This is a genomic window from Phytopseudomonas straminea (assembly GCF_900112645.1).
GTDB lineage: Bacteria > Pseudomonadota > Gammaproteobacteria > Pseudomonadales > Pseudomonadaceae > Aquipseudomonas > Aquipseudomonas straminea.
The window spans coordinates 510,490-529,729 of record NZ_FOMO01000002.1 but is presented as its reverse complement, the minus strand read 5'-3'; the positions used below and the strand labels follow the sequence as shown (position 1 = coordinate 529,729).

Here is a 19,240-nt window from a genome sequence, read left to right as displayed (position 1 = left end):
GGTAGGGCATAAGCCCTTCCCCTGATACGCCTGAACGCTGTGAGGTAGTGGTTATGAACCGCTTGGTGTGTGTGTTTTCGATTCTCGGCAGCGTAGTGCTGAGTGGCTGTGTGGCACCCGCTGCGCGGCCAAATGATCCCTACTACGCACCCGTTCTGCCGCGTACGCCGCTTCCGGCTGCGCAGAACAACGGCTCAATCTTCCAGTCCGGGTTCGAGAGCAACCTGTATGGCGATCGCAAGGCCTTTCGCGTGGGTGATGTGATTACCATCACCCTCAACGAGCGCACCCAGGCGAGCAAAAACGCCACCTCGAAGATCGCCAAGAACAGCAACGCCAATATCGGCCTCACTTCGCTGTTCGGCGGCGGTGTGTCGCTCAATAACCCAAATTCCAGCCTCAACCCCCTGCAGGCGGATGACCTCGGGCTGAGCGCTCAGTACGGCGCCCAGCGTAGTACGGATGGTTCTGGTCAGGCGGGGCAGAGCAACAGCCTGACCGGCTCGATCACCGTGACCGTGGCCGAGGTGCTGCCCAATGGCCTGCTGGTAGTGCGTGGCGAAAAGTGGATGACCCTCAACACCGGCGATGAGCTGGTGCGTATCGCCGGACTGGTTCGTTCCGATGATGTGGCCCGTGACAACTCGGTGGCGTCGACCCGCATAGCCGATGCACGTATCACCTATTCCGGCACCGGTGCCTTTGCCGATGCTAGCCAGCCGGGTTGGCTGGACCGCTTTTTCGCTAGCCCGCTGTTTCCGTTCTGAGGTCAATGATCATGCGTAAATGGATCATCACCGTTGCTGCGCTGCTCTTGGCCTCGACCGCTCAAGCCGAGCGGTTGAAGGACCTGGCCAGCATTCAGGGCGTACGCAGTAACCAGTTGATTGGCTACGGCCTGGTGGTCGGCCTCAATGGCAGCGGCGACCAGACCACCCAGACCCCGTTCACCGTGCAGACCTTCAACAACATGATGGCGCAGTTCGGCATCAAGGTGCCGGAGGGCGGCAACGTGCAGCTCAAGAACGTCGCGGCGGTGTCCATCCATGCCGATCTACCGCCTTTCGCCAAGCCAGGGCAGACCATCGATATCACCATTTCCTCGATCGGTAACGCCAAGAGCCTGCGTGGCGGCAGCCTGCTGATGACGCCGCTCAAGGGTATTGACGGCAACACTTACGCTATCGCCCAGGGCAACCTGGTGGTTGGCGGCTTCGATGCCAGCGGCGCCGATGGCTCGCGTATCACCGTCAACGTTCCGTCGGCCGGCCGTATCCCGGGTGGTGCCACCGTCGAGCGCCCGGTGCCGAGCGGCTTCGATCAAGGCAATACCCTGACGCTGAACCTCAATCGTCCGGATTTCACCACCGCCAAGAACATCGTCGACCACATCAACGAACTGCTCGGCCCAGGCGTTGCTCAGGCGCTGGATGGCGGCTCGGTTCGCGTCAGCGCGCCGCTCGACCCGAGCCAGCGCGTCGACTACCTGTCGATCCTGGAAAACATGGAAGTGGATGTCGGCCAGGCGGTGGCCAAGGTCATCATCAACTCGCGGACCGGCACTATCGTCATTGGGCAGAACGTGCGCGTGCAGCCTGCTGCAGTAACCCACGGCAGCCTGACGGTGACCATCACCGAAGATCCGATCGTCAGTCAGCCGGGCGCGCTGTCCGGTGGCGAAACCGCCGTGGTGCCGCGCTCGCGCGTTGGCGCCGACGAAGAAAAGAAACCGATGTTCAAGTTCGGCCCCGGCACCACCCTCGACGAGATCGTCCGGGCAGTGAACCAGGTGGGCGCTGCGCCTTCTGACCTCATGGCCATCCTGGAGGCGCTCAAGCAAGCCGGCGCTCTGCAGGCCGACCTGATCGTGATTTAAAGGACACGCGACATGGATACTCGACTCTCGGCCGCCGGCACCAGCACCGTAGACAGCGGTGCCTACACCGATCTCAATCGCCTCAACCAGTTCAAGGTCGGTGGTGACAATGAGGAGAACATTCGCAAGGTCGCGAAGGAGTTCGAGTCGCTGTTTCTCAATGAAATGCTCAAGACCATGCGTTCGGCCAACGAGGTGTTCGGTGAAGGTAACTTCATGAACAGCAACGAGGCCAAGACCTACCAGGACATGTACGACCAACAGCTGTCGGTGACCATGGCCGGCAACAAGAACGGCATCGGTCTGGCCGACGTGATGGCCCGGCAGATGTCGAAGATGAAGAACCCCAGCGAGCGACCTAATCCGTTCGCCCAGGTCGATGCCCCGGTGCCGGCTGCGCCGAGCAAGCCGCTGGCTCGTAACGAAGCGGTTGCTGACGCTGTGCCTGCGAAGGTCGAGAAGCTCGAGAAAGTCGCTGCCGCTGTGGACCCTGAGCGTAACGACATGACCCTGATCAATCAGCGTCGCCTGTCGCTGCCGGGCAAGCTCGCCCAGCGCGTTCAGGCCGGCATCGTGCCGGGCGCCGAAGCCGTCACTGCGACTACCGTAGCCAATACACCAGCCGGCGATGCTGTCGGCAAGCCTCTGGCAAAAGGCGACTGGCTGCCCGCCAAGGCCTACGCCGCGCCGGCCGAGCGCCGTTTGAGCATCAACGGCAGCGAAGAAATCGCCAGCCGTACCACGTTCAAATCGGCCAAGGAATTCATGGAAACCATGCTGCCGATGGCCGAGAAGGCCGCGGCCAAACTGGGTGTCGATCCGACCTACCTGGTCGCCCAGGCGGCGTTGGAAACCGGCTGGGGCAAGTCGATCATCAAACAAGGCGATGGCAGCAGCAGCTACAACCTGTTCGGCATCAAGACACACAACACCTGGGACGGCGATTCCGCCCGGGTGATGACCACCGAATACCAGAACGGCAAGCCAGTGAAGGAAGCCGCCTCGTTTCGCTCTTACGAATCCTTCGCCCATAGCTTCGAGGATTACGTGAGCTTCCTGCAAAGCAACGGACGCTACGAAAAGGCGCTGAGCTCCACCGCCAACCCCGAGCAGTTCGCCCGTGAGCTGCAGAAAGCCGGCTATGCCACCGATCCGCAGTACGCCCGCAAGGTCTCGCAGATCGCCCGCAAGCTGTCGACCTACCAGATGATTGCCGCCAACGGCGCGCCCTCGAACCGGGGATGATGAAGCATGGCTGACCTACTGAATATTGGCCTGTCGGGCCTGGCGGCAAACAAGACTTCGCTGTCGGTGACCGGGCATAACATCACCAATATCAATACCCCAGGGTTCTCGCGGCAGGACACCATCCAGGCAACGCGCACGCCGCAATTCAGCGGTGCCGGCTATATCGGCAGCGGCACCTCGCTGGTGGACATTCGTCGCAGTTACAGTGAGTTTCTCAGTACGCAACTGCGCAGTAGCACTTCGCTGAGTGCCGACGTGCAGGCTTATAAAAGCCAGATCGATCAGCTCGATTCTCTGTTGGCCGGTAGCACCACGGGTGTCACGCCATCGTTGCAAAAGTTCTTCTCAGCCATGCAGACGGCCGCCGAGGATCCGTCCAACCTGCCTGCCCGCCAGCTGGTGCTCTCCGAAGCGGAGGGGCTGAGTCGTCGGTTCAATACCGTCTACGACCGCCTGAATGAACAGAATAGCTTCGCCAATAAGCAGATGGGCGCCGTCACCGAACAGATCAACCGGCTCGCCGGTTCCATTGCCAGTCTCAACGAATCAATTTCTATCGCTCAAGCCAACGGCAGTCAGCCTAATGATCTGTTGGACGCGCGTGAAGAGACAGTGCGTCAACTGGCAACCTTTGTCGGCGTCAACGTTGTTGCGCAGAACGACGGCACGCAGAACGTCTTCATCGGTTCTGGCCAGCCGCTGGTGGTCGGGAGCAACGCCGCCCGCCTAGAGGTTGTACCAGGCACCAATGATCCGAATCGCTCCGAAATCCAGTTCATCGTCGGTGCTTCCCGGCAAACCATCACCACTCAAGTGACCGGTGGAGAGTTGGGCGGCATTCTGCGGTACCGCGAAGACGTGCTGGACAAGACCTTCAACTCTCTGGGTCGCCTCGCACTGTCGATCAGTGATCAGGTCAACAGCCAGTTGGGGCAGGGCTTGGATCTCAAGGGGCAGGTTGGTACCAAGTTGTTTGGTGATTTCAACGAGGAATCGTTGGCGCGCCTGCGCGTGTTACCTTCGTCGACCAACAGCAGTAATGCATCGCCAGTGCTGAACATCACCAATAGTTCGGTATTGACCACCAGTGATTATCGGTTGGAGTTCGACGGCACCAACTACTCGGCGCGCCGTTTGAGTGACAATCAGACGATGGCTGTGACCGAGAATCTGGCTGGCACCCTGAGTTTCCAAGACAGCGCAGGGCGTGATCAGGGTTTCCAGGTCGTTGTGGGAACACCGGCACCGGCGGCCGGTGATTATTTCGCGCTACAGCCTACACGTATTGGCGCTTCGACTATTTCAACCGTCCTTGACCAGGCTGATCAGCTGGCCTTCGCCGCGCCGATTCGCGCTGAGGCCAACCTGCAGAACCGCGGTAATGGTTCAATCAGTCAGCCGACACTGAAATCCACAGGCAGCAGTATCAACCCGGCCGCCTTGCAGGCGGCTTTTGCGCCGATCACGCTGACCTACGATTCGGCCGCCGGCAGCTTCACTGGCTTGCCAGCCGGGGCGTCTTTGACGCGCGTGGACAACAAGGGAAAGCCGATCACCCCGGCACCGACCCCGCTGTTCGAGCCCGGCCAGCAAAACAACTATCAGTTGACTCTGGCAGATGGCACCAGTGTCAACATGAGTGTCAGCGGGCGCCCGGAAAATGGCGATCGTTTCGATATCGCCTTCAACCTCAACGGCGTATCCGACAACCGCAATGCTTTGGCCTTGGTAGGGTTGCAGAGCAAGCAGGTCGTTGGTGTCGACCCTAGCGTCACAGGCATCACAACCGGTTCGAGCTTCACCGATAGCTATGGCGACCTAGTCGAGCGGGTCGGTACCCTGACCGCCCAGGCCCGTCAGGACAGCGATGCGACCAGTGCTATTCTCAAGCAGGCGCAGGACAACCGTGATTCTCTCTCAGCGGTCAACCTCGATGAAGAGGCTGCCAACCTGATCAAGTTTGAGCAGTACTACAACGCCTCTGCTCAGGTGATTCAAGTTGCGCGCTCGTTGTTCGATACCCTGATCGGAGCCTTCAGGTAGTAGGCTGGGCCTTGGCTCATCATGGCTGCCGCTACAGGTTGCCAATAAAGATTTCCGGTTCGGCCGCGTGGCAAACGCCATGTGGTGAAAAATCCCAAAACGGGTGCGGCTCTGGTAAGTGTCAGTTACCGCTAGAGAAGATGAGGCAGCTATGCGTATTTCCACTATCCAGGCGTTCAACAACGGCGTTCAAGGCCTGCAGCGCAACTATGCCAGTACCATCCGTACCCAGGAACAGATCAGCACCGGCAATCGGATCCTCACGCCGGCCGATGACCCTGTTGCGTCGGTGCGTCTGCTGCAGCTTGAGCAGCAGCAGAATGTGCTGAGTCAGTACAAGGAGAACTTGACTGCGGCAGATAATAGCCTGGTTCAGGAAGAGTCCGTACTCAGCTCCATAAACACTGTGTTGCTGCGTGTCCAGGAGCTTGCAGTTCGTTCCGGTAGCGGGACGCTCAGTGTTGAAGACCGCAAATCCAACGCTGCAGAATTGCGCGAGCGAGAAAATGAGCTACTGGGCCTGATGAATACCAAGAACGCCCGCGGTGAATACCTTTTCTCCGGGTTTCAGGGTAAGGCCGAACCCTTTGTTCGTAATGCCGATGGCACCTATAGCTATCAAGGCGACGAGGGACAGCGCAAATTGGAGATCGCCAGTTCGCTGAATGTGGCCATCAGCGACAATGGCAAGAAAGTCTTCCAAAATGTCACCAACGCCGGCAGGCTGGATGCAACCTCGACGTTGCAGGCAGGTTCGACGCTGCGCGCCTCTACACCACTGGTGCAGGATGAGGTGGCTTTTTCCGGTACGCCAGGTTTTCCCGACGGCGGTATCGATATCTTATTTGGCAATCCCAATGCCAACAGTTATGAAATATTTGCCGCAGGCACGGCGACTCCCCAATTGGCAGTGGGTTCGATGGATGAGAACGAGAAGACCACTGACAAGCTGGTCTTTCGAGGTGTTGTCGTCAATTTCGATGGTGTGCCAGCCGCCGGTGATCGAATCACGATAACCGCTGATCCGAACAGGCAGAAACAGGGGGTGCTGGATTCAATCGCCAATCTGCGCAAGGTGCTCGAAGAAACACCCTCTACACCAGAGGGAAGTTTGATTGTGCGTGATGCGGTCGCCGAGGCCATCACCAATTTGTCCAGTGCTAGCGTTGTGATCGATAGCACCCGGGGCGACATTGGCGCGCGACGCAATATCATAGACACCACTCTTACCAGCAACGAGGACTCGGCCTTGGGCAATAAGGCGGTTCAAGCGGAGCTGCGTGAGCTGGATTATCCTGAAGCCCTTTCCCGTTTGTCCTTCCAGACCTTGATTCTGGAGGCCGCACAACAAAGCTATATAAAGATCAGCGGGTTGAATCTCTTCAACAAACTGTGAGTATTAGGAACGGCACCCTCCATTTATCGTTGCTGTGGTTGAGCAATTCAAGAGTGCTGTGGGCACTGTTACGGGCACACAAACCCTCAAGAGCTTTACTTGCCTCTGATAACAGCACTCAATGAGCTGTAATCTCCTGTGGCAACCCGTTTATTTGACTCGAATGGGAATCGGGGAACAGGTCACTCAAGAATACAGCATTCAGCTCGTTCCTCATCGTGGTCTTTCGGCCGTGAGCCAGATTTTAGCGTCGTCTTGCTCCAGGTGCCTGTCCATAACCCGACAGCCGTGCAGCGCGACCGACCTATGATGGCTACACTGCTACTTCTAATCATCAAGCAATGCACTATTTTCTATGCCTTTTTTGGCCAAATTCTTGCTTCAGGGTTTTTAGGAGCAGAAGTGTCAGCGGTTTGACATGCCCAAGCGAGACATTCCTTCGGACCTTATGCCCTAGTAAGTTTGCAATGACTTGCGAAGGTTTTGTGCGTCATGCGGGCCTGTACAGTTGTCTGGCTATGATGCGGCGATTGGGTGGCAACCTCCGCAAAGCAATAGTTGCTGAATTGTTGCGAAGCCGAAGCACCTCACAAAAGCGTAGCCATTAGAACTCGAGGTTACATTGATGGATGTACGACGTATCAAAGGGCGTCCGGTTAGTATCGACTACGGGAGCACTCAAGCTTTTTTCGAGGCTCGTGGGCAGCGCCATTATGCTAACCCCCTGAGTGCCACCATGTATCAGGATGAGCAGCCGGAATTGGTCGCTGCACGCGACCAAGCAGAGAAGCAGCGGGTGTCATCGTCTCTCGTACTCACGGGCATCGGCAAGGTACTCGATATTGGCTGCGGAGTCGGGCGCTGGGGCTGGTTTCTGGTCGAGCATTGCCCCGGCTTGCGTTACTTGGGTGTCGATTTCTCGGCAAGCCTAATCGAGCAGGCGAAGCGGGAATCTGGCAGCCGTAATCTCGAAGGTCTGGACTTTCAAGTGATGTCGGCCACCCGTCTCGAACCCGACGCTTTGCTTCTGCCCGAACCCTTTGATCTTCTGCTGATTTCCGGTCTATTGATTTATCTAAACGATGAAGATTGCGCCAAGGTGCTGCGTGACGCGGCGCACCTCTGTGCTCCCGGTGGCGCAATCTACCTGCGTGAGCCAGTGGGTATCGAAGAACGCTTTACACTGGACCGCTTCTATTCTCGTGAGCTAGCCGACGAATACTCGGCCATCTACCGAACGGTCGATGAGCTTCGTAGCCTCATGTCTGGAGCCTTGCAAGGCACTGAAGTGGCAATTGAGCAGGAGGACGTTCTATTTCCGGACAGCCTCGAGAAACGAGCCGAGACCCGGCAATACTTCTTCATTCTGCGTCGTGCGGAGGGGGGGCAATGACCACCGCTTACTGTTTTGATCTCGACGGCACCCTAACTCGCCAGGAACTGCTTCCGCTTATTGCGTCATCCGTCGGGTTGGAAGATGAGATCAGTGTACTTACCCAGGCGACCATCGATGGCCTGCTGCCTTTTGACAAGTCCTTCAAGCTTCGTGTGCGGCTACTTCGTGATGCTCGCCTGGATTGGATTCATGAGGTACTTGAGGAACAAGTTGAGTTCGATCCGAACATTCTGGACTTCATCGAGCGGCATCGTGCGCAGTCCTTTGTCGTCACGGGAAGCCTTGATCTGTGGGTGAGGCCAGTCCTCGACAAGTTGGGCATACAGAGCTTCACCTCGCGCGCCCGATTCGATACCCAGGGCAATCTGGAGGGGGTGGAGCACATTCTGCATAAAGGCGACGCCATTAGTGCACTGCGTGGGCAATTCGACCGAATTGTTGCGGTAGGGGAGGGTATGAACGATGTGCCCATGTTCGAGGCGGCTGACTGGCGCATCGCCTATGGCGGTGTGCACAAGCCTAACAAGACGCTGGTCAAGCTCAGCGATTTCCTACTGCATGATGGAAAAGCCTTATGTCGCCTATTAAACACGTTGTAATCAGCGCGGCCGGGATCGGTTCGCGGCTGGGGCTTAACAAGCCGAAATGCCTTGTCGAAGTTGCTGGCCGCTCTTTGTTGGATTGGCATCTGCAGCGGCTGCAATGGGCCGAATCCGTGTGGTTGGTTGTGGGGTTTCGCGAGGAAGATGTGATAGAGCATGCCGTCGCGCTGCGTCCTGACATTATCATCGTTCGCAATCCTGACTATGCCCGCACCAATACGCTGCAGAGTATCTATCGCGTCTCTCGCCATTTGAGCGATAGGATGCTGATTCTCGATGCCGATACCATTCTCGAAGATCGTAGTTTGCAGAACTTTCTTACTGCGGGTGAGCAGCATGAACAGCTGGTGGGCGTGTCGCCCTATCTCACCAGCGACGGAGTTCGTGTCTTGCTTGATGCAGCGGGCGAGCAGGTAATCCGCTTCACGCGTGAGCCCATCTCTGATCTGGAGTGGACCGGCATTGCAATCATCCGGCCCGAGCTGGTGGTAGACAAACCGATTTATGTATACGAGGCGATAGAGGCTCACACGCCGATGCCCGCATTCACAATAAAAGCATTCGACATCGATACGACTGCAGATCTAGATATGGCGCGTAACGTGCTGGCCAATCAGTGGGGTGGAAATGAGTAATCAAGATCAGGGAGCAGTGGCTCATAAATTCTGGAGCAACACTGATCGTGGTCAGATTGGGCCGGTAGCGCTGTATCAGCGGCAGGAAGAGCATCTGCTTGAGCACGTTTTGCCACTGCTTGGTGAAAATGACCACCTGCTGGATATCGGTTGTGCGGACGGCCGGTTCAGCCGTCTTTTCGCTCGCAAGGTAGCTCGCGTATCGGCCATGGATCTGGGCGCTGAACTCATTGAGCAAGCCCGAGCGCTAGCGCGTGCTGAAGGCTTGGATAATGTTGAGTTTCAGGCAGGCAACGTTTTCGACTTCGATACCGAAGACCGCTTTGACGCGGTTAGCCTGATGGGCGTTCTGACCAGCATCAGTGACGATCTGGCTGCAGCCCGTGTGCTGCTCAAGGCAGTGTCATTGCTCAAGCCAGGCGGCTTGTTAATCCTCAAGGATTCGGTATTGCTTGAGGGGCATGAAGCACGGCAACTGCTCAACGAACAGTACGAAGCCAAATACCGCCCCGAAAGCCGCTACCTGGCGCTGATCCGTTCAATGGGGATGTATGAGATTGCCAATTATCCACTTCTAACGATGGATAATTACAATCAGACCAGTGTGCTTTACCTGTTCCGGCCACTGCTCTCCGAAACGAGGACGAGCTTGCCCATCAAGGATCTGAGGGTTGCTTGCTTTGGCAGCATGCCTTTCCATTTCCGCTCTTTGCGCCCGCTGTCCGCATGTTTTGAAAATAGCCTGTTGAGCCTTTCCATCCCTGAGGTGATGTCTTGGCGCCCGCAGGTGATCGTCGTGGCGGACGGCTGGTCGGTCGAGTTCTGGCGTGATTACTGCGATGCCCATGGCGTCTTGCTGATCGGAATGCGTCATGGGTCGGTCACCCGCTATGGATTTGCCGAGCCACAGTACAATCATGCCGACTATTTGTGTGGCAGCGTCTGGGATATAGAAGACAGCCTGCGTTCGAGTGTGCAACCTCGGTCGGGTTTTCTGCTGACCGGCAACGCCTGGGTCGACGAAGTCTTCCGCTTGCCGTCGCGACCGGTGAATGAACTGGCGCCGACAATCGTATTCGCACCGACCTACAACCCTGAGATCAGCGCTGCGGCCTTCTTTGGAGAGCGTCTGGTGGGCTTGATCCGCGAGGTCTATCCAACCTCTCGCATCATCATCAAGCCGCACCCAGCCATCGTTCAGCATGAGCATAGTTTCGTTGTTGACAAAGCCCTGTTCCGTGGACTGATGGAGTCCTGGCGTGCCCAGGTTGCCGCTGATCCGCTGGTGGAGCTTGTCGACGACCCCGAGGCGAGTATTGCCGACAGTTTTGCCGAGGCCGATATCCTCGTTGCCGATCGCTCCTCTTTGCTGTTCGAGTTCATGGCCCTCGATCGTCCAATTCTTCTGTATTCGAGCGATGCCCGGGTGGGGCATTGGGAATACAACCCGGACGCGCCTGGCAATGCCTGGCGAGATATCGGGATGGAGTTCAGCGATGACGAAGACTTCCTCGACCTGCTGCGCTGCGCTTACGCCAACCATGTGCAGTATTGCCGCGATAGTCAGACGCGCCGTGTCAGTGAGTTGTATGGACGCTTTCAGGATGGCCGCTCGGTCGAGCGCGTAGCCGATGCAATTGCCCGGGCGCCGCGACCACATGTGGTCATCGACACGCGTGAAACTGAGCTCGACCTGGAGATGCTCGGCGCGTTCGAGCGTTCCATGGCATTCGGGCATATCGCAATATTGGGCCGGCAGTCTGCGCAGAATCAGCTTGCACAGCCGCAGTTCGAGAACGCCCAGACCTTGCTGGACTGGCTCGGGCGCCGGCAGGCTCAGATTCAGGCATTGATGCTAGTTAATGGTAAGGCACCTTATCGCCCTGGCAGTGGGCATCGTATCAGCCAAGGATTGGCCAAGCTTGCCCGCGGTGAGCATACCGCCCAGGTCTTGACTCAGCAGCCGGTGCAAGGTGACGCCAGCGTGCCGTCGAGTGAGCCGGAAAACTGGATCATTCAGCGCCAGCGCTGGGCAATAGAGATACTTCAAGGCACGCAGCTGTGGACGCTTCTGCCCGGATATGGGTTGCGCCGTGGATTTGCCGCGCTGCCCGGACGTGCGACCGAGCAGGTCTTCAATACTTGGTGGCAAACGCTCTGCGTATCGGGTAATAGCGCCCCATGGCCGGCCCAGCGTATTGATACTGTATTCGACGATAGCGTCTTGCGAGTGGTTGGGCGCAACCACTATCTGTTAGCGCCGCGGGCTCGCTTAAAACTGGTGTGTGCCGTCGATGGGTGGCCCGAGCGCGATGGTTCCATCCAGATTGATGTGTCGGCTGTGCACGGTGTTGAATATGATCAGTTCCCCTTCAGAGCCGAGCTGCGCATTAATGGCACTGTTCATCGCGAACTGACGTTTAGGGATTACCAGGCGCAGCGGCTTGTAATCCCGTTCCGTCCGGAAGATGGCGGCAGCGTGACTTTGGATATCCATAGTAGCGCGCGTTTCCCAGGGCTGGCAGGCCTGGCTGGTCCTCTTTCGCTGGCGCTGGGTTTCGTGGACGCTCCGGTCGAGCAGGTCTCGGCCGCGCCGCCGCCTGTGGATACCATCAAACAATGGCTGGCGGGGCGGCAGCCCAGCGCCATCGAGCGACGACTGATTCGTGAGCGCCTGGCGGAGCACAACAGCGGCCCTCGAATGGCGGTTGTGGTGATGGACCCGGAGGGCGACATCCAGGCGCTGGCGAAAACGCTACGCAGTCTGAACCAGGAGCATCACCTCTATCAGCCGAGCACGGTTGCCGTGGTGACTGCCCAGACCGCGCCTTCTGATCATGGTCGGACAGCGGTTCGTATGATCCAGGCGCGCCCTGATGAATTGGCCAGCAAGGTCAATGCGCTAGCGGCAGACCTGGATGTCGATTGGCTCATGTTGGTCAACGCCGGTGACGAGTTCACTGCTAGCGGGCTCACTGTAGTGGCGCTGGAACTGCTGAATGCCGGCGAGTGCCGCGCCCTTTACTGCGACGAGCTGCAGCGCATGCCCGATGGAACCTTGGGGGCGGCGTTTCGGCCGAGTTTCAACCTCGATCTGCTGCTGAGCCTGCCGTCGGTAATGGCTCGCAACTGGTTGTACCGGCGTGATGTCTTCGTTGAAAGCGGTGGACTCAATGCGCAGTATCCACAGGCCATGGAGTTCGAATTGCTGACGCGGTTAGTGGAAGCTGGAGGCATGGCTGGACTGGGCCACGTCGACGAGCCGTTGCTGATCACCGATGCGCACGTTCCCGTGGAGATTGCCGACGAGCAGGCTGCGCTCCTCGCGCACTTGAACCGTCGTGGCTACGCCGACGCGCAACTGGTCACCAGTGCACCAGGTACCTACCGCATACGTTATGGCCACGCTGGACAGCCGTTGGTGTCGATCTTGATCCCAACGAAGGATCAGCTGGCGATGGTCCAGCGCTGCGTGGAAACCTTGCTTGAGCAGACTCGATATTCCAACTACGAGGTCCTGATCATCGATAACGCCAGTGAAACGCCTGAGGCGCAAGCCTGGCTGGCAGGTATCGAGGCGCTTCAAGAACAGAAAATCCGCGTGCTGCGTTATCCGCATCCGTTCAACTTCTCGGCTATGAATAATTTCGCTGCGCTCGAAGCGCAGGGCGATTACCTTGTGTTGCTCAACAACGACACGGCGATCATCCGCGAGGAGTGGCTGGACGAGATGCTCAATCATGCGCAGCGTCCTGAAGTTGGCATCGTTGGCGCCAAGCTGCTGTACCCGGACGGGCGCATCCAACACGCAGGTGTGGTATTGGGTCTCAACGGCCCGGCGGATCATCCATTCATCGGCGAAGCCATTGACGCACCGGGCCACATGCGTCGTTTGCAAGTTGACCAGAACTACAGTGCGGTTACCGCCGCCTGCCTGATGATTCGTCGATCCATATATTTAGAAGTGGGCGGCATGGATGAGCAGGCCTTCAAGGTTTCCTATAATGATGTCGATCTTTGTCTCAAGGTTGGCCAAGCCGGTTACTTGAATGTCTGGACGCCCCATGCGCTCGTGCTGCACGAAGGTAACGTGAGCCAGAAGGCAATCGATCCACACAAGCAGGAGGCCAAGCGAAAACGCTTTGTCGCAGAGCAGGACATCATGTACGAGCGTTGGCTGCCGCTGCTCGCCCGTGACCCCGCCTATAACGCCAATCTATCGCTGGTCCAGCGTGGCGGCTTCAAGCTGACCGACAATGCTATCAGCTGGCGACCACTACAGTCCTGGCGGCCTTTGCCCACCTTGCTCGTTCACCAGGCCGACATGCAGGGATGCGGTCACTATCGGATGATCCAGCCATTTATTGCCATGAAGCTTCAGGGGCTGGCCGACGGCATGCTCTCGCGCGGTCTAATGCATGTGCCTGACCTAGAGCGCTACGATCCCGACTCTATCGTGCTGCAGCGTCAGGTTGGTGAGGATCGAATTCAGGCCATGCAGCGGATGAAATCGTTTTCACGAGCCTTCAAGGTTTACGAACTGGATGACTATCTGCCTAATTTGCCGGTGAAAAACGTGCACCGGAGCCACATGCCCAAAGACATCCTCAAGACCTTGCGTCGGGGCCTAGGGTTCGTGGATCGCTTCGTGGTATCCACCGATGCACTGGCCGAAGCCTTCGGCGGGCTGCACGACGACATTCGGGTCGTCAAGAACCGCTTGCCCAGCCATTGGTGGCAGGGGCTTGAAAGCGAGCGACGCGTCTCGAGCCGGCCCCGGGTCGGCTGGGCTGGCGGCATTAGTCACACCGGTGATCTGGAGATGATCGCGGACGTCGTTCGTGAACTGGCCGGTGAGGTGGACTGGGTATTCTTCGGGATGTGTCCCGAGAACCTCAAGCCCTATATTCGCGAGTTTCATCAGGGCGTACACATCGATCGCTATCCAGCTGCGCTGGCGAGGCTCAACCTGGATCTGGCTATCGCGCCTGTCGAGCAGAACCTGTTCAACGAATGCAAAAGCAACTTGCGACTACTTGAATACGGTGCCTGCGGATTCCCTGTGGTATGCAGTGACATACGTTGCTACCAGGACGATGCCTTTCCGGTCACCCGAGTGAAGAACCGCTACAAGGATTGGGTTGACGCTATCCGAATGCATCTGGCCGATATGGATGCAACGGCCCGGATGGGGGATGAGTTGCAGCAGATCGTCTTGCGTGACTGGATGCTTCGAGGTGAAAACCTGGACGCTTGGGCCCGTGCCTGGCTTCCGGACTGATCGGGCGCTCCAGCTTGACCGACCGGGAAGTGTATTGGGCACTTTCCGATCATTGATCCCCGCCTAATTTGCTGCGACTCAAGTTTTTACACTGAGCGGCGATAACCTTCATGACGGTTGCGCCGTTGCCTCGTCGCTTTTAATAGGCAAGGTGCACCTATGAGTTATCGCCAAACAAGAACGGGTAAGAAAAAGCTGTTTCAGGCCCTAAAGCTTCTCGTCAAGGTGACGATAACTAAATCGAACGCGAACTAAATGGGTGCTTGGTCAATGCCTCACCCGAGGTCGCAGGCTTAGGCAAGCATCATAGTCCTGTGGAGGACAGCATCATGGCTCTTACTGTCAACACCAACGTGGCGTCGCTGAACACTCAGCGCAACCTCAACTCCTCTTCCAACTCGCTGAGCACCTCCCTGCAGCGTCTGTCCACTGGTAGCCGTATCAACAGCGCCAAGGATGATGCCGCCGGTCTGCAGATCTCCAACCGTCTTACCAGCCAGGTCAACGGCTTGAACGTGGCGACCAAGAACGCCAACGACGGCATCTCGCTGGCACAGACCGCGGAAGGTGCACTGCAGCAGTCCACCAACATCCTGCAGCGTATGCGTGATCTGTCGCTGCAGTCGGCCAACGGCTCTAACAGCACGTCGGAACGCGACGCGCTCAATAGCGAAGTGGGTCAGCTCAAGAAAGAACTGGATCGTATCAGCAACACCACGACCTTCGGTGGTCGTAAGCTGCTGGACGGCTCCTTCGGCACCGCCAGCTTCCAAGTGGGTTCGGCTGCGAACGAAATCATCAGCGTTGGCATCGACGAGATGAGTGCCGAGTCGCTGAAAGGCTCGTACTACACCGCTAGTGGTGGCGCTACCACCTTCGCAACTGGCACTGCTGCCAGTTCGGGTACCATCACCATCAAAACTGCTGCCGTTAACGGGGCAGCGAGTGGCGAGACCAAGGTTACGGTCAACTTCAAGGGCAACGAAACAGCGGAGCAGGCTGCTGCCAAGATCGCTGCGGCCGTCAACGATGCGAACATTGGCGTGGGTGCGTTCGTAGATGGTGACAAGATTAGCTACATCGCCAGGGCGGGTGAGAACGCTTCCGGTACCGCGACTGGTAGCATTACCTCGATTGAATTCGCTGGTGCTGCATCTGGCGCGACTGCTATCACCGCGTTCTCTGCTTCGGCTTCGGGCGACAGCCGTGTATCGGACATCGACATCAGCTCGGCCAGCGGTGCGCAGGCTGCGGTACTGATTATCGACGATGCGCTGAAGTTGATTGACTCTCAACGTGCTGATCTGGGTGCCATCCAGAACCGCTTCGATAACACCATCGCCAACCTGCAGAACATTGGCGAGAACGTATCCGCAGCCCGCGGTCGTATCCAAGATACCGACTTCGCTGCAGAGACAGCCAACATGACCAAGAACCAGGTGCTTCAACAGGCAGGCACGGCGATCCTGGCCCAGGCCAACCAGTTGCCGCAGTCGGTTCTTAGCCTCCTGCGTTAAACGGTACGAAGGTCAGGTAAAACTCGGGGGGAAGCGTTCGCGCTTCGCCCCGTTCTTCGTTGAGAGGTCAACATCATGGACGTCAAGTCGATCAGTAGCCAAGGAGTCATCCCTGTCGATCGTCTGTCGAATAAAAGCGCTTCGACTTTAGCTCGGCAGCAGCTTACTGCTGCGACGGTGCCGCCACAGGCCGAGGATGTTCGTAATCCATCGAGCGAGGAGTTGCAGAAGGCAGTCGCCAGTGTAGAGTCCTTTACGCAAAATATCCGTCGCGATCTGAAGTTTTCCCTAGATGATGAAAGTGGCAAGGTTGTAGTTAAAGTAACCGACTCGAAAACTGGCGAAGTGATTCGTCAGATGCCTTCGGAGGAAGCTTTACGGTTGGCGCAGCGGCTTGAAGAGGCGCGTAGCCTACTATTTAAGGCTGAGGCTTGAAAATTCTGGCGCGGATGCTGCATTGAAACGCGCATAAGCGGCTTTGCCGTCAATGAACTGACGAGGATTTGTCATGGCTGTCACGACAATCAATGGCTTCAACTCAGGGCTAGACATCAAAGGAATCGTGAAGGCCATGGTTGATGCTGAGAGAGCGCCCAAGGCTCAGCAACTGTCCAAGCTGCAGACGAAGACCACCGCGCAGATTTCAGGGTTGGGCAATTTGCGGTCGGGTATCTCCAACATGCAAAGCGTGATGAAGGACCTGAATAGCGCCAAGTTGTTCCAGGCACGTACCGTCACGTCGTCGGACGCCACTCAGGTGTCGGGAAAGGCGGATGCGACGGCCACGCCGGGTACCTACAAAATCGATGTCGAGCGCCTCGCTACTGCTAGCACTGTTGCTAGTGCTGCGATCGAAAAGGACTCGAAGTTTGCAGGTGGAGGCAGTCTGACTATCAGTGTCGGTGACGAAGCGCTGAAAACAGTAACACTCCCTTCTGGTAAGGATTTGTCCCTGTCAGAAGTGAGTACTGCGATAAACACTCAACTTAAGAATCAGGGTATTTCGGCTACTGTTGTTACTAACCCTAGCGATGGCAAATCCCGGCTAATGCTGACGTCCAGCAAAACGGGCGGCGGCAACGATATTACGCTTTCCGCTAGTGGAGATCTGGCCAAGCTTGAAGTCCCGGCACAGGGCGGCGGTAGTACCACGCCGGATGGCGTGCAGTACATTTCCAAAGCTACCAATGCCAAATTGAGCATAAACGGGTTGAGCATTGAAAGTCCCAGCAATAGCGTGAGTGATGCTATTGAGGGCGTTACTTTAACCCTGGCTGCTCCGACGATCACGACTTCAACGGTCAATGGCGAGGCTGTGTCGACAAGCAAGCCAATAACGCTGACTGTTGCCGAGGACAAGGCCGGTGTCAAAGGGAACATCAAGAAGTTTGTCGATGCATACAACAGCCTCATAACTACGACGAGTTCGCTCACCCAGGTCACGAAGGTCGGTGAGGACGGGGCCCCTATCGCTGCGGCGCTTGTCGGTGACGCAGGGGTTAGGCAGCTACTATCCACCATGCGCACCGAGCTCGGTGATCCGCAGCCTGGCGCGGATAGCGGTATACGCATCCTTGCCGATATGGGTATCACTACAGGCAAAGATGGCAAGCTAGTCATCGACGATACCAAGCTAACCAAGACGCTCGATGAGAACTATGAAGCCGTCGCGGGTTTCTTTACCGGTGATGACGGTCTTATGAGCCGGCTTAGTGCCAAGCTTGAGGTTTATACTCAGACCGGTGGAATACTCGATAGCCGTATCAATGGGTTGAATGGCACGATCAAGTCGATCGACAAACAAACCGAGACCCTTTCCCTGCGTATGGACAAGCTGCAGGCGCGACTGCTGGCTCAGTTCAATGCTATGGATGGGCTCTTGGGGCAAATGAGTTCGACCAGCAACGCGCTGGCTTCAGCGTTGTCCAGTCTGCCGGGCGTGGTCCGCTCCTGATCGGGTCTAACGCCCAGTCGTCGTGAGCATCCGTAATTATGGCTGGCGAGCGAGGGGGCACACAGTTCACGTTGACCGCGTATCGGGTGGGGGCGCCCAGCTCTGAACAATGATTTGTTTGATTGCCCCATGGCTCATGCAATCTCATTATCTGATTGCATGCTAACAGTTGCTGTTACAGGTTTTGAGGCTGACAGATCCGCCTACGGGCTGATCTGCTTCAGCTCTTTCTTGTAGCCACTTTGCTCTACAGGTGCTTGGCGGCTGGTTGATGGTTCAATCCAGGCGTCGCGCCCCGCTAGGCTCTGCAGCATTTAATCAATTATCGCTAAAGCTCACAGGTGTGATGCCGATACACCAAGTATCATCGCTTTACACTGGAGTACATCAGCATGAACGCCATGGCCGCTATGCGTCAGTATCAGAACGTCAACACCCAGGCGCAAGCTGTTGACGCCAGCCCGCATCGTTTGATTCAGATGCTGATGGAAGGTGGTCTGACTCGCCTGGCCCAGGCACGTGGTGCCATGGAGCGTGGTCAGTTTGCCATGAAGGGTGAGTTGATCGGCAAAGCCATTGCTATCATCGGCGGGCTGCGTGAAGGTCTGAATCTGGAGTTGGGCGGTGAACTGGCTCGAAATCTCGATGACCTGTACGACTATATGAACCGTCGCTTGCTCGAGGCCAATCTGAAAAACAGCGTCGAACCACTCGATGAGGTGGCTGACTTGCTGCGCAATGTGAAGGCTGGCTGGGATGGTATTGCTCAGTGATCTTTGCGCCGAAAAGGAGTTTTCCATGAGTACGTCCGTTCAGCGTTTACAGAATACCGGTACGGCAATGCGCCAGGCTCTCTTCACTCAGGATTGGGCGGCAATTGGCGAATTGGATCTGCAGTGCCGGCAGGCAGTTGAGGATGCCATTGTGGATGCTGCAGACGACGACGGTGCGTTGCGTGCGCGAATGGAAGAGCTGCTGGAGCTGTACAAGGAGTTGGTAACTGCTTGCCAAGCCGAGCGTCAACGTCTGGCAAGTGAGCTGGTTCAGCTCAATCAGTCGCACCAAGGCGCAAAGGTGTATCAGCTTTTTGGTTGAGTTGTTTACAAGCCGCTATCGTCGGAGATGTCTAACTCCTTTCCTGCGGCTTCAAGTCTCGCCTTTCGGGGCACTTCTCAGTTCATCGCAACTTCCTCCAAATAATCACGCCATAAAATTGACTAAGCGCCAATAATTTACTTTACTGCTGGCTATATGCCGGCGCTTTGGCTGCTGGTGGCTTTTTATCTTTAGGC

The 19,240-nt window shown here is 57.0% G+C and carries 14 protein-coding genes; all 14 read left to right on the top strand.

Annotated features, from left to right (window positions below; genetic code table 11):
• Positions 1–53: 53 nt before the first annotated feature.
• The gene (gene flgH / locus BM279_RS06675; RefSeq protein WP_093502121.1) at positions 54–767 is read left to right on the top strand and encodes a flagellar basal body L-ring protein FlgH; all 714 of its coding nucleotides are present in this window, start codon (positions 54–56) and stop codon (positions 765–767) included.
• 11 nt (positions 768–778) lie between these two features.
• Positions 779–1,876, top strand: a complete 1,098-nt coding sequence (locus BM279_RS06670; RefSeq protein ID WP_093502530.1) for a flagellar basal body P-ring protein FlgI — start codon at positions 779–781, stop codon at positions 1,874–1,876.
• A 12-nt stretch (positions 1,877–1,888) separates the two neighbouring features.
• Positions 1,889–3,121, top strand: a complete 1,233-nt coding sequence (flgJ, locus tag BM279_RS06665) for a flagellar assembly peptidoglycan hydrolase FlgJ (RefSeq protein ID WP_093502119.1) — start codon at positions 1,889–1,891, stop codon at positions 3,119–3,121.
• A gap of 6 nt (positions 3,122–3,127) precedes the next feature.
• On the top strand, positions 3,128–5,167 hold the full coding sequence (gene flgK / locus BM279_RS06660; RefSeq protein ID WP_093502117.1) for a flagellar hook-associated protein FlgK: 2,040 nt from the start codon (positions 3,128–3,130) through the stop codon (positions 5,165–5,167).
• 151 nt (positions 5,168–5,318) lie between these two features.
• Complete coding sequence (gene flgL, locus BM279_RS06655) at positions 5,319–6,563, top strand: flagellar hook-associated protein FlgL (protein WP_093502115.1); 1,245 nt, start codon at positions 5,319–5,321, stop codon at positions 6,561–6,563.
• 625 nt (positions 6,564–7,188) lie between these two features.
• The gene (locus tag BM279_RS06650; RefSeq protein WP_244154126.1) at positions 7,189–7,956 is read left to right on the top strand and encodes a class I SAM-dependent methyltransferase; all 768 of its coding nucleotides are present in this window, start codon (positions 7,189–7,191) and stop codon (positions 7,954–7,956) included.
• Positions 7,953–8,558, top strand: coding sequence for an HAD family hydrolase (locus BM279_RS06645; RefSeq protein WP_093502110.1), 606 nt, complete (start codon positions 7,953–7,955; stop codon positions 8,556–8,558). The genes BM279_RS06650 and BM279_RS06645 overlap by 4 nt, the downstream gene beginning before the upstream one ends.
• Positions 8,534–9,196: a phosphocholine cytidylyltransferase family protein gene (locus BM279_RS06640; RefSeq protein WP_093502109.1), complete on the top strand. Its 663-nt coding sequence runs from the start codon at positions 8,534–8,536 to the stop codon at positions 9,194–9,196. The genes BM279_RS06645 and BM279_RS06640 overlap by 25 nt, the downstream gene beginning before the upstream one ends.
• A complete protein-coding gene (locus BM279_RS06635) occupies positions 9,189–14,477 on the top strand; it encodes a glycosyltransferase (protein WP_093502106.1) in 5,289 nt (1,762 codons plus the stop codon). Before BM279_RS06640 ends, BM279_RS06635 begins: the two co-directional genes overlap by 8 nt.
• Positions 14,478–14,806: 329 nt before the next feature.
• A complete protein-coding gene (locus tag BM279_RS06630) occupies positions 14,807–15,994 on the top strand; it encodes a flagellin (RefSeq protein WP_093502104.1) in 1,188 nt (395 codons plus the stop codon).
• 75 nt (positions 15,995–16,069) lie between these two features.
• Positions 16,070–16,429: a flagellar protein FlaG gene (locus BM279_RS06625; RefSeq protein WP_093502102.1), complete on the top strand. Its 360-nt coding sequence runs from the start codon at positions 16,070–16,072 to the stop codon at positions 16,427–16,429.
• A 73-nt stretch (positions 16,430–16,502) separates the two neighbouring features.
• A complete protein-coding gene (gene fliD / locus BM279_RS06620; protein ID WP_093502100.1) occupies positions 16,503–17,948 on the top strand; it encodes a flagellar filament capping protein FliD in 1,446 nt (481 codons plus the stop codon).
• A gap of 392 nt (positions 17,949–18,340) precedes the next feature.
• On the top strand, positions 18,341–18,721 hold the full coding sequence (gene fliS, locus BM279_RS06615; protein ID WP_093502098.1) for a flagellar export chaperone FliS: 381 nt from the start codon (positions 18,341–18,343) through the stop codon (positions 18,719–18,721).
• 25 nt (positions 18,722–18,746) lie between these two features.
• The gene (gene fliT / locus BM279_RS06610) at positions 18,747–19,043 is read left to right on the top strand and encodes a flagellar protein FliT (protein WP_093502096.1); all 297 of its coding nucleotides are present in this window, start codon (positions 18,747–18,749) and stop codon (positions 19,041–19,043) included.
• Positions 19,044–19,240: the final 197 nt, after the last annotated feature.

Coding starts and splice junctions, on each gene's coding strand:
- flgH (WP_093502121.1), top strand. CDS start 54: ATGAACCGCTTGGTGTGTGTGTTTTCGATTCTCGGCAGCGTAGTGCTG.
- BM279_RS06670 (WP_093502530.1), top strand. CDS start 779: ATGCGTAAATGGATCATCACCGTTGCTGCGCTGCTCTTGGCCTCGACC.
- flgJ (WP_093502119.1), top strand. CDS start 1,889: ATGGATACTCGACTCTCGGCCGCCGGCACCAGCACCGTAGACAGCGGT.
- flgK (WP_093502117.1), top strand. CDS start 3,128: ATGGCTGACCTACTGAATATTGGCCTGTCGGGCCTGGCGGCAAACAAG.
- flgL (WP_093502115.1), top strand. CDS start 5,319: ATGCGTATTTCCACTATCCAGGCGTTCAACAACGGCGTTCAAGGCCTG.
- BM279_RS06650 (WP_244154126.1), top strand. CDS start 7,189: ATGGATGTACGACGTATCAAAGGGCGTCCGGTTAGTATCGACTACGGG.
- BM279_RS06645 (WP_093502110.1), top strand. CDS start 7,953: ATGACCACCGCTTACTGTTTTGATCTCGACGGCACCCTAACTCGCCAG.
- BM279_RS06640 (WP_093502109.1), top strand. CDS start 8,534: ATGTCGCCTATTAAACACGTTGTAATCAGCGCGGCCGGGATCGGTTCG.
- BM279_RS06635 (WP_093502106.1), top strand. CDS start 9,189: ATGAGTAATCAAGATCAGGGAGCAGTGGCTCATAAATTCTGGAGCAAC.
- BM279_RS06630 (WP_093502104.1), top strand. CDS start 14,807: ATGGCTCTTACTGTCAACACCAACGTGGCGTCGCTGAACACTCAGCGC.
- BM279_RS06625 (WP_093502102.1), top strand. CDS start 16,070: ATGGACGTCAAGTCGATCAGTAGCCAAGGAGTCATCCCTGTCGATCGT.
- fliD (WP_093502100.1), top strand. CDS start 16,503: ATGGCTGTCACGACAATCAATGGCTTCAACTCAGGGCTAGACATCAAA.
- fliS (WP_093502098.1), top strand. CDS start 18,341: ATGAACGCCATGGCCGCTATGCGTCAGTATCAGAACGTCAACACCCAG.
- fliT (WP_093502096.1), top strand. CDS start 18,747: ATGAGTACGTCCGTTCAGCGTTTACAGAATACCGGTACGGCAATGCGC.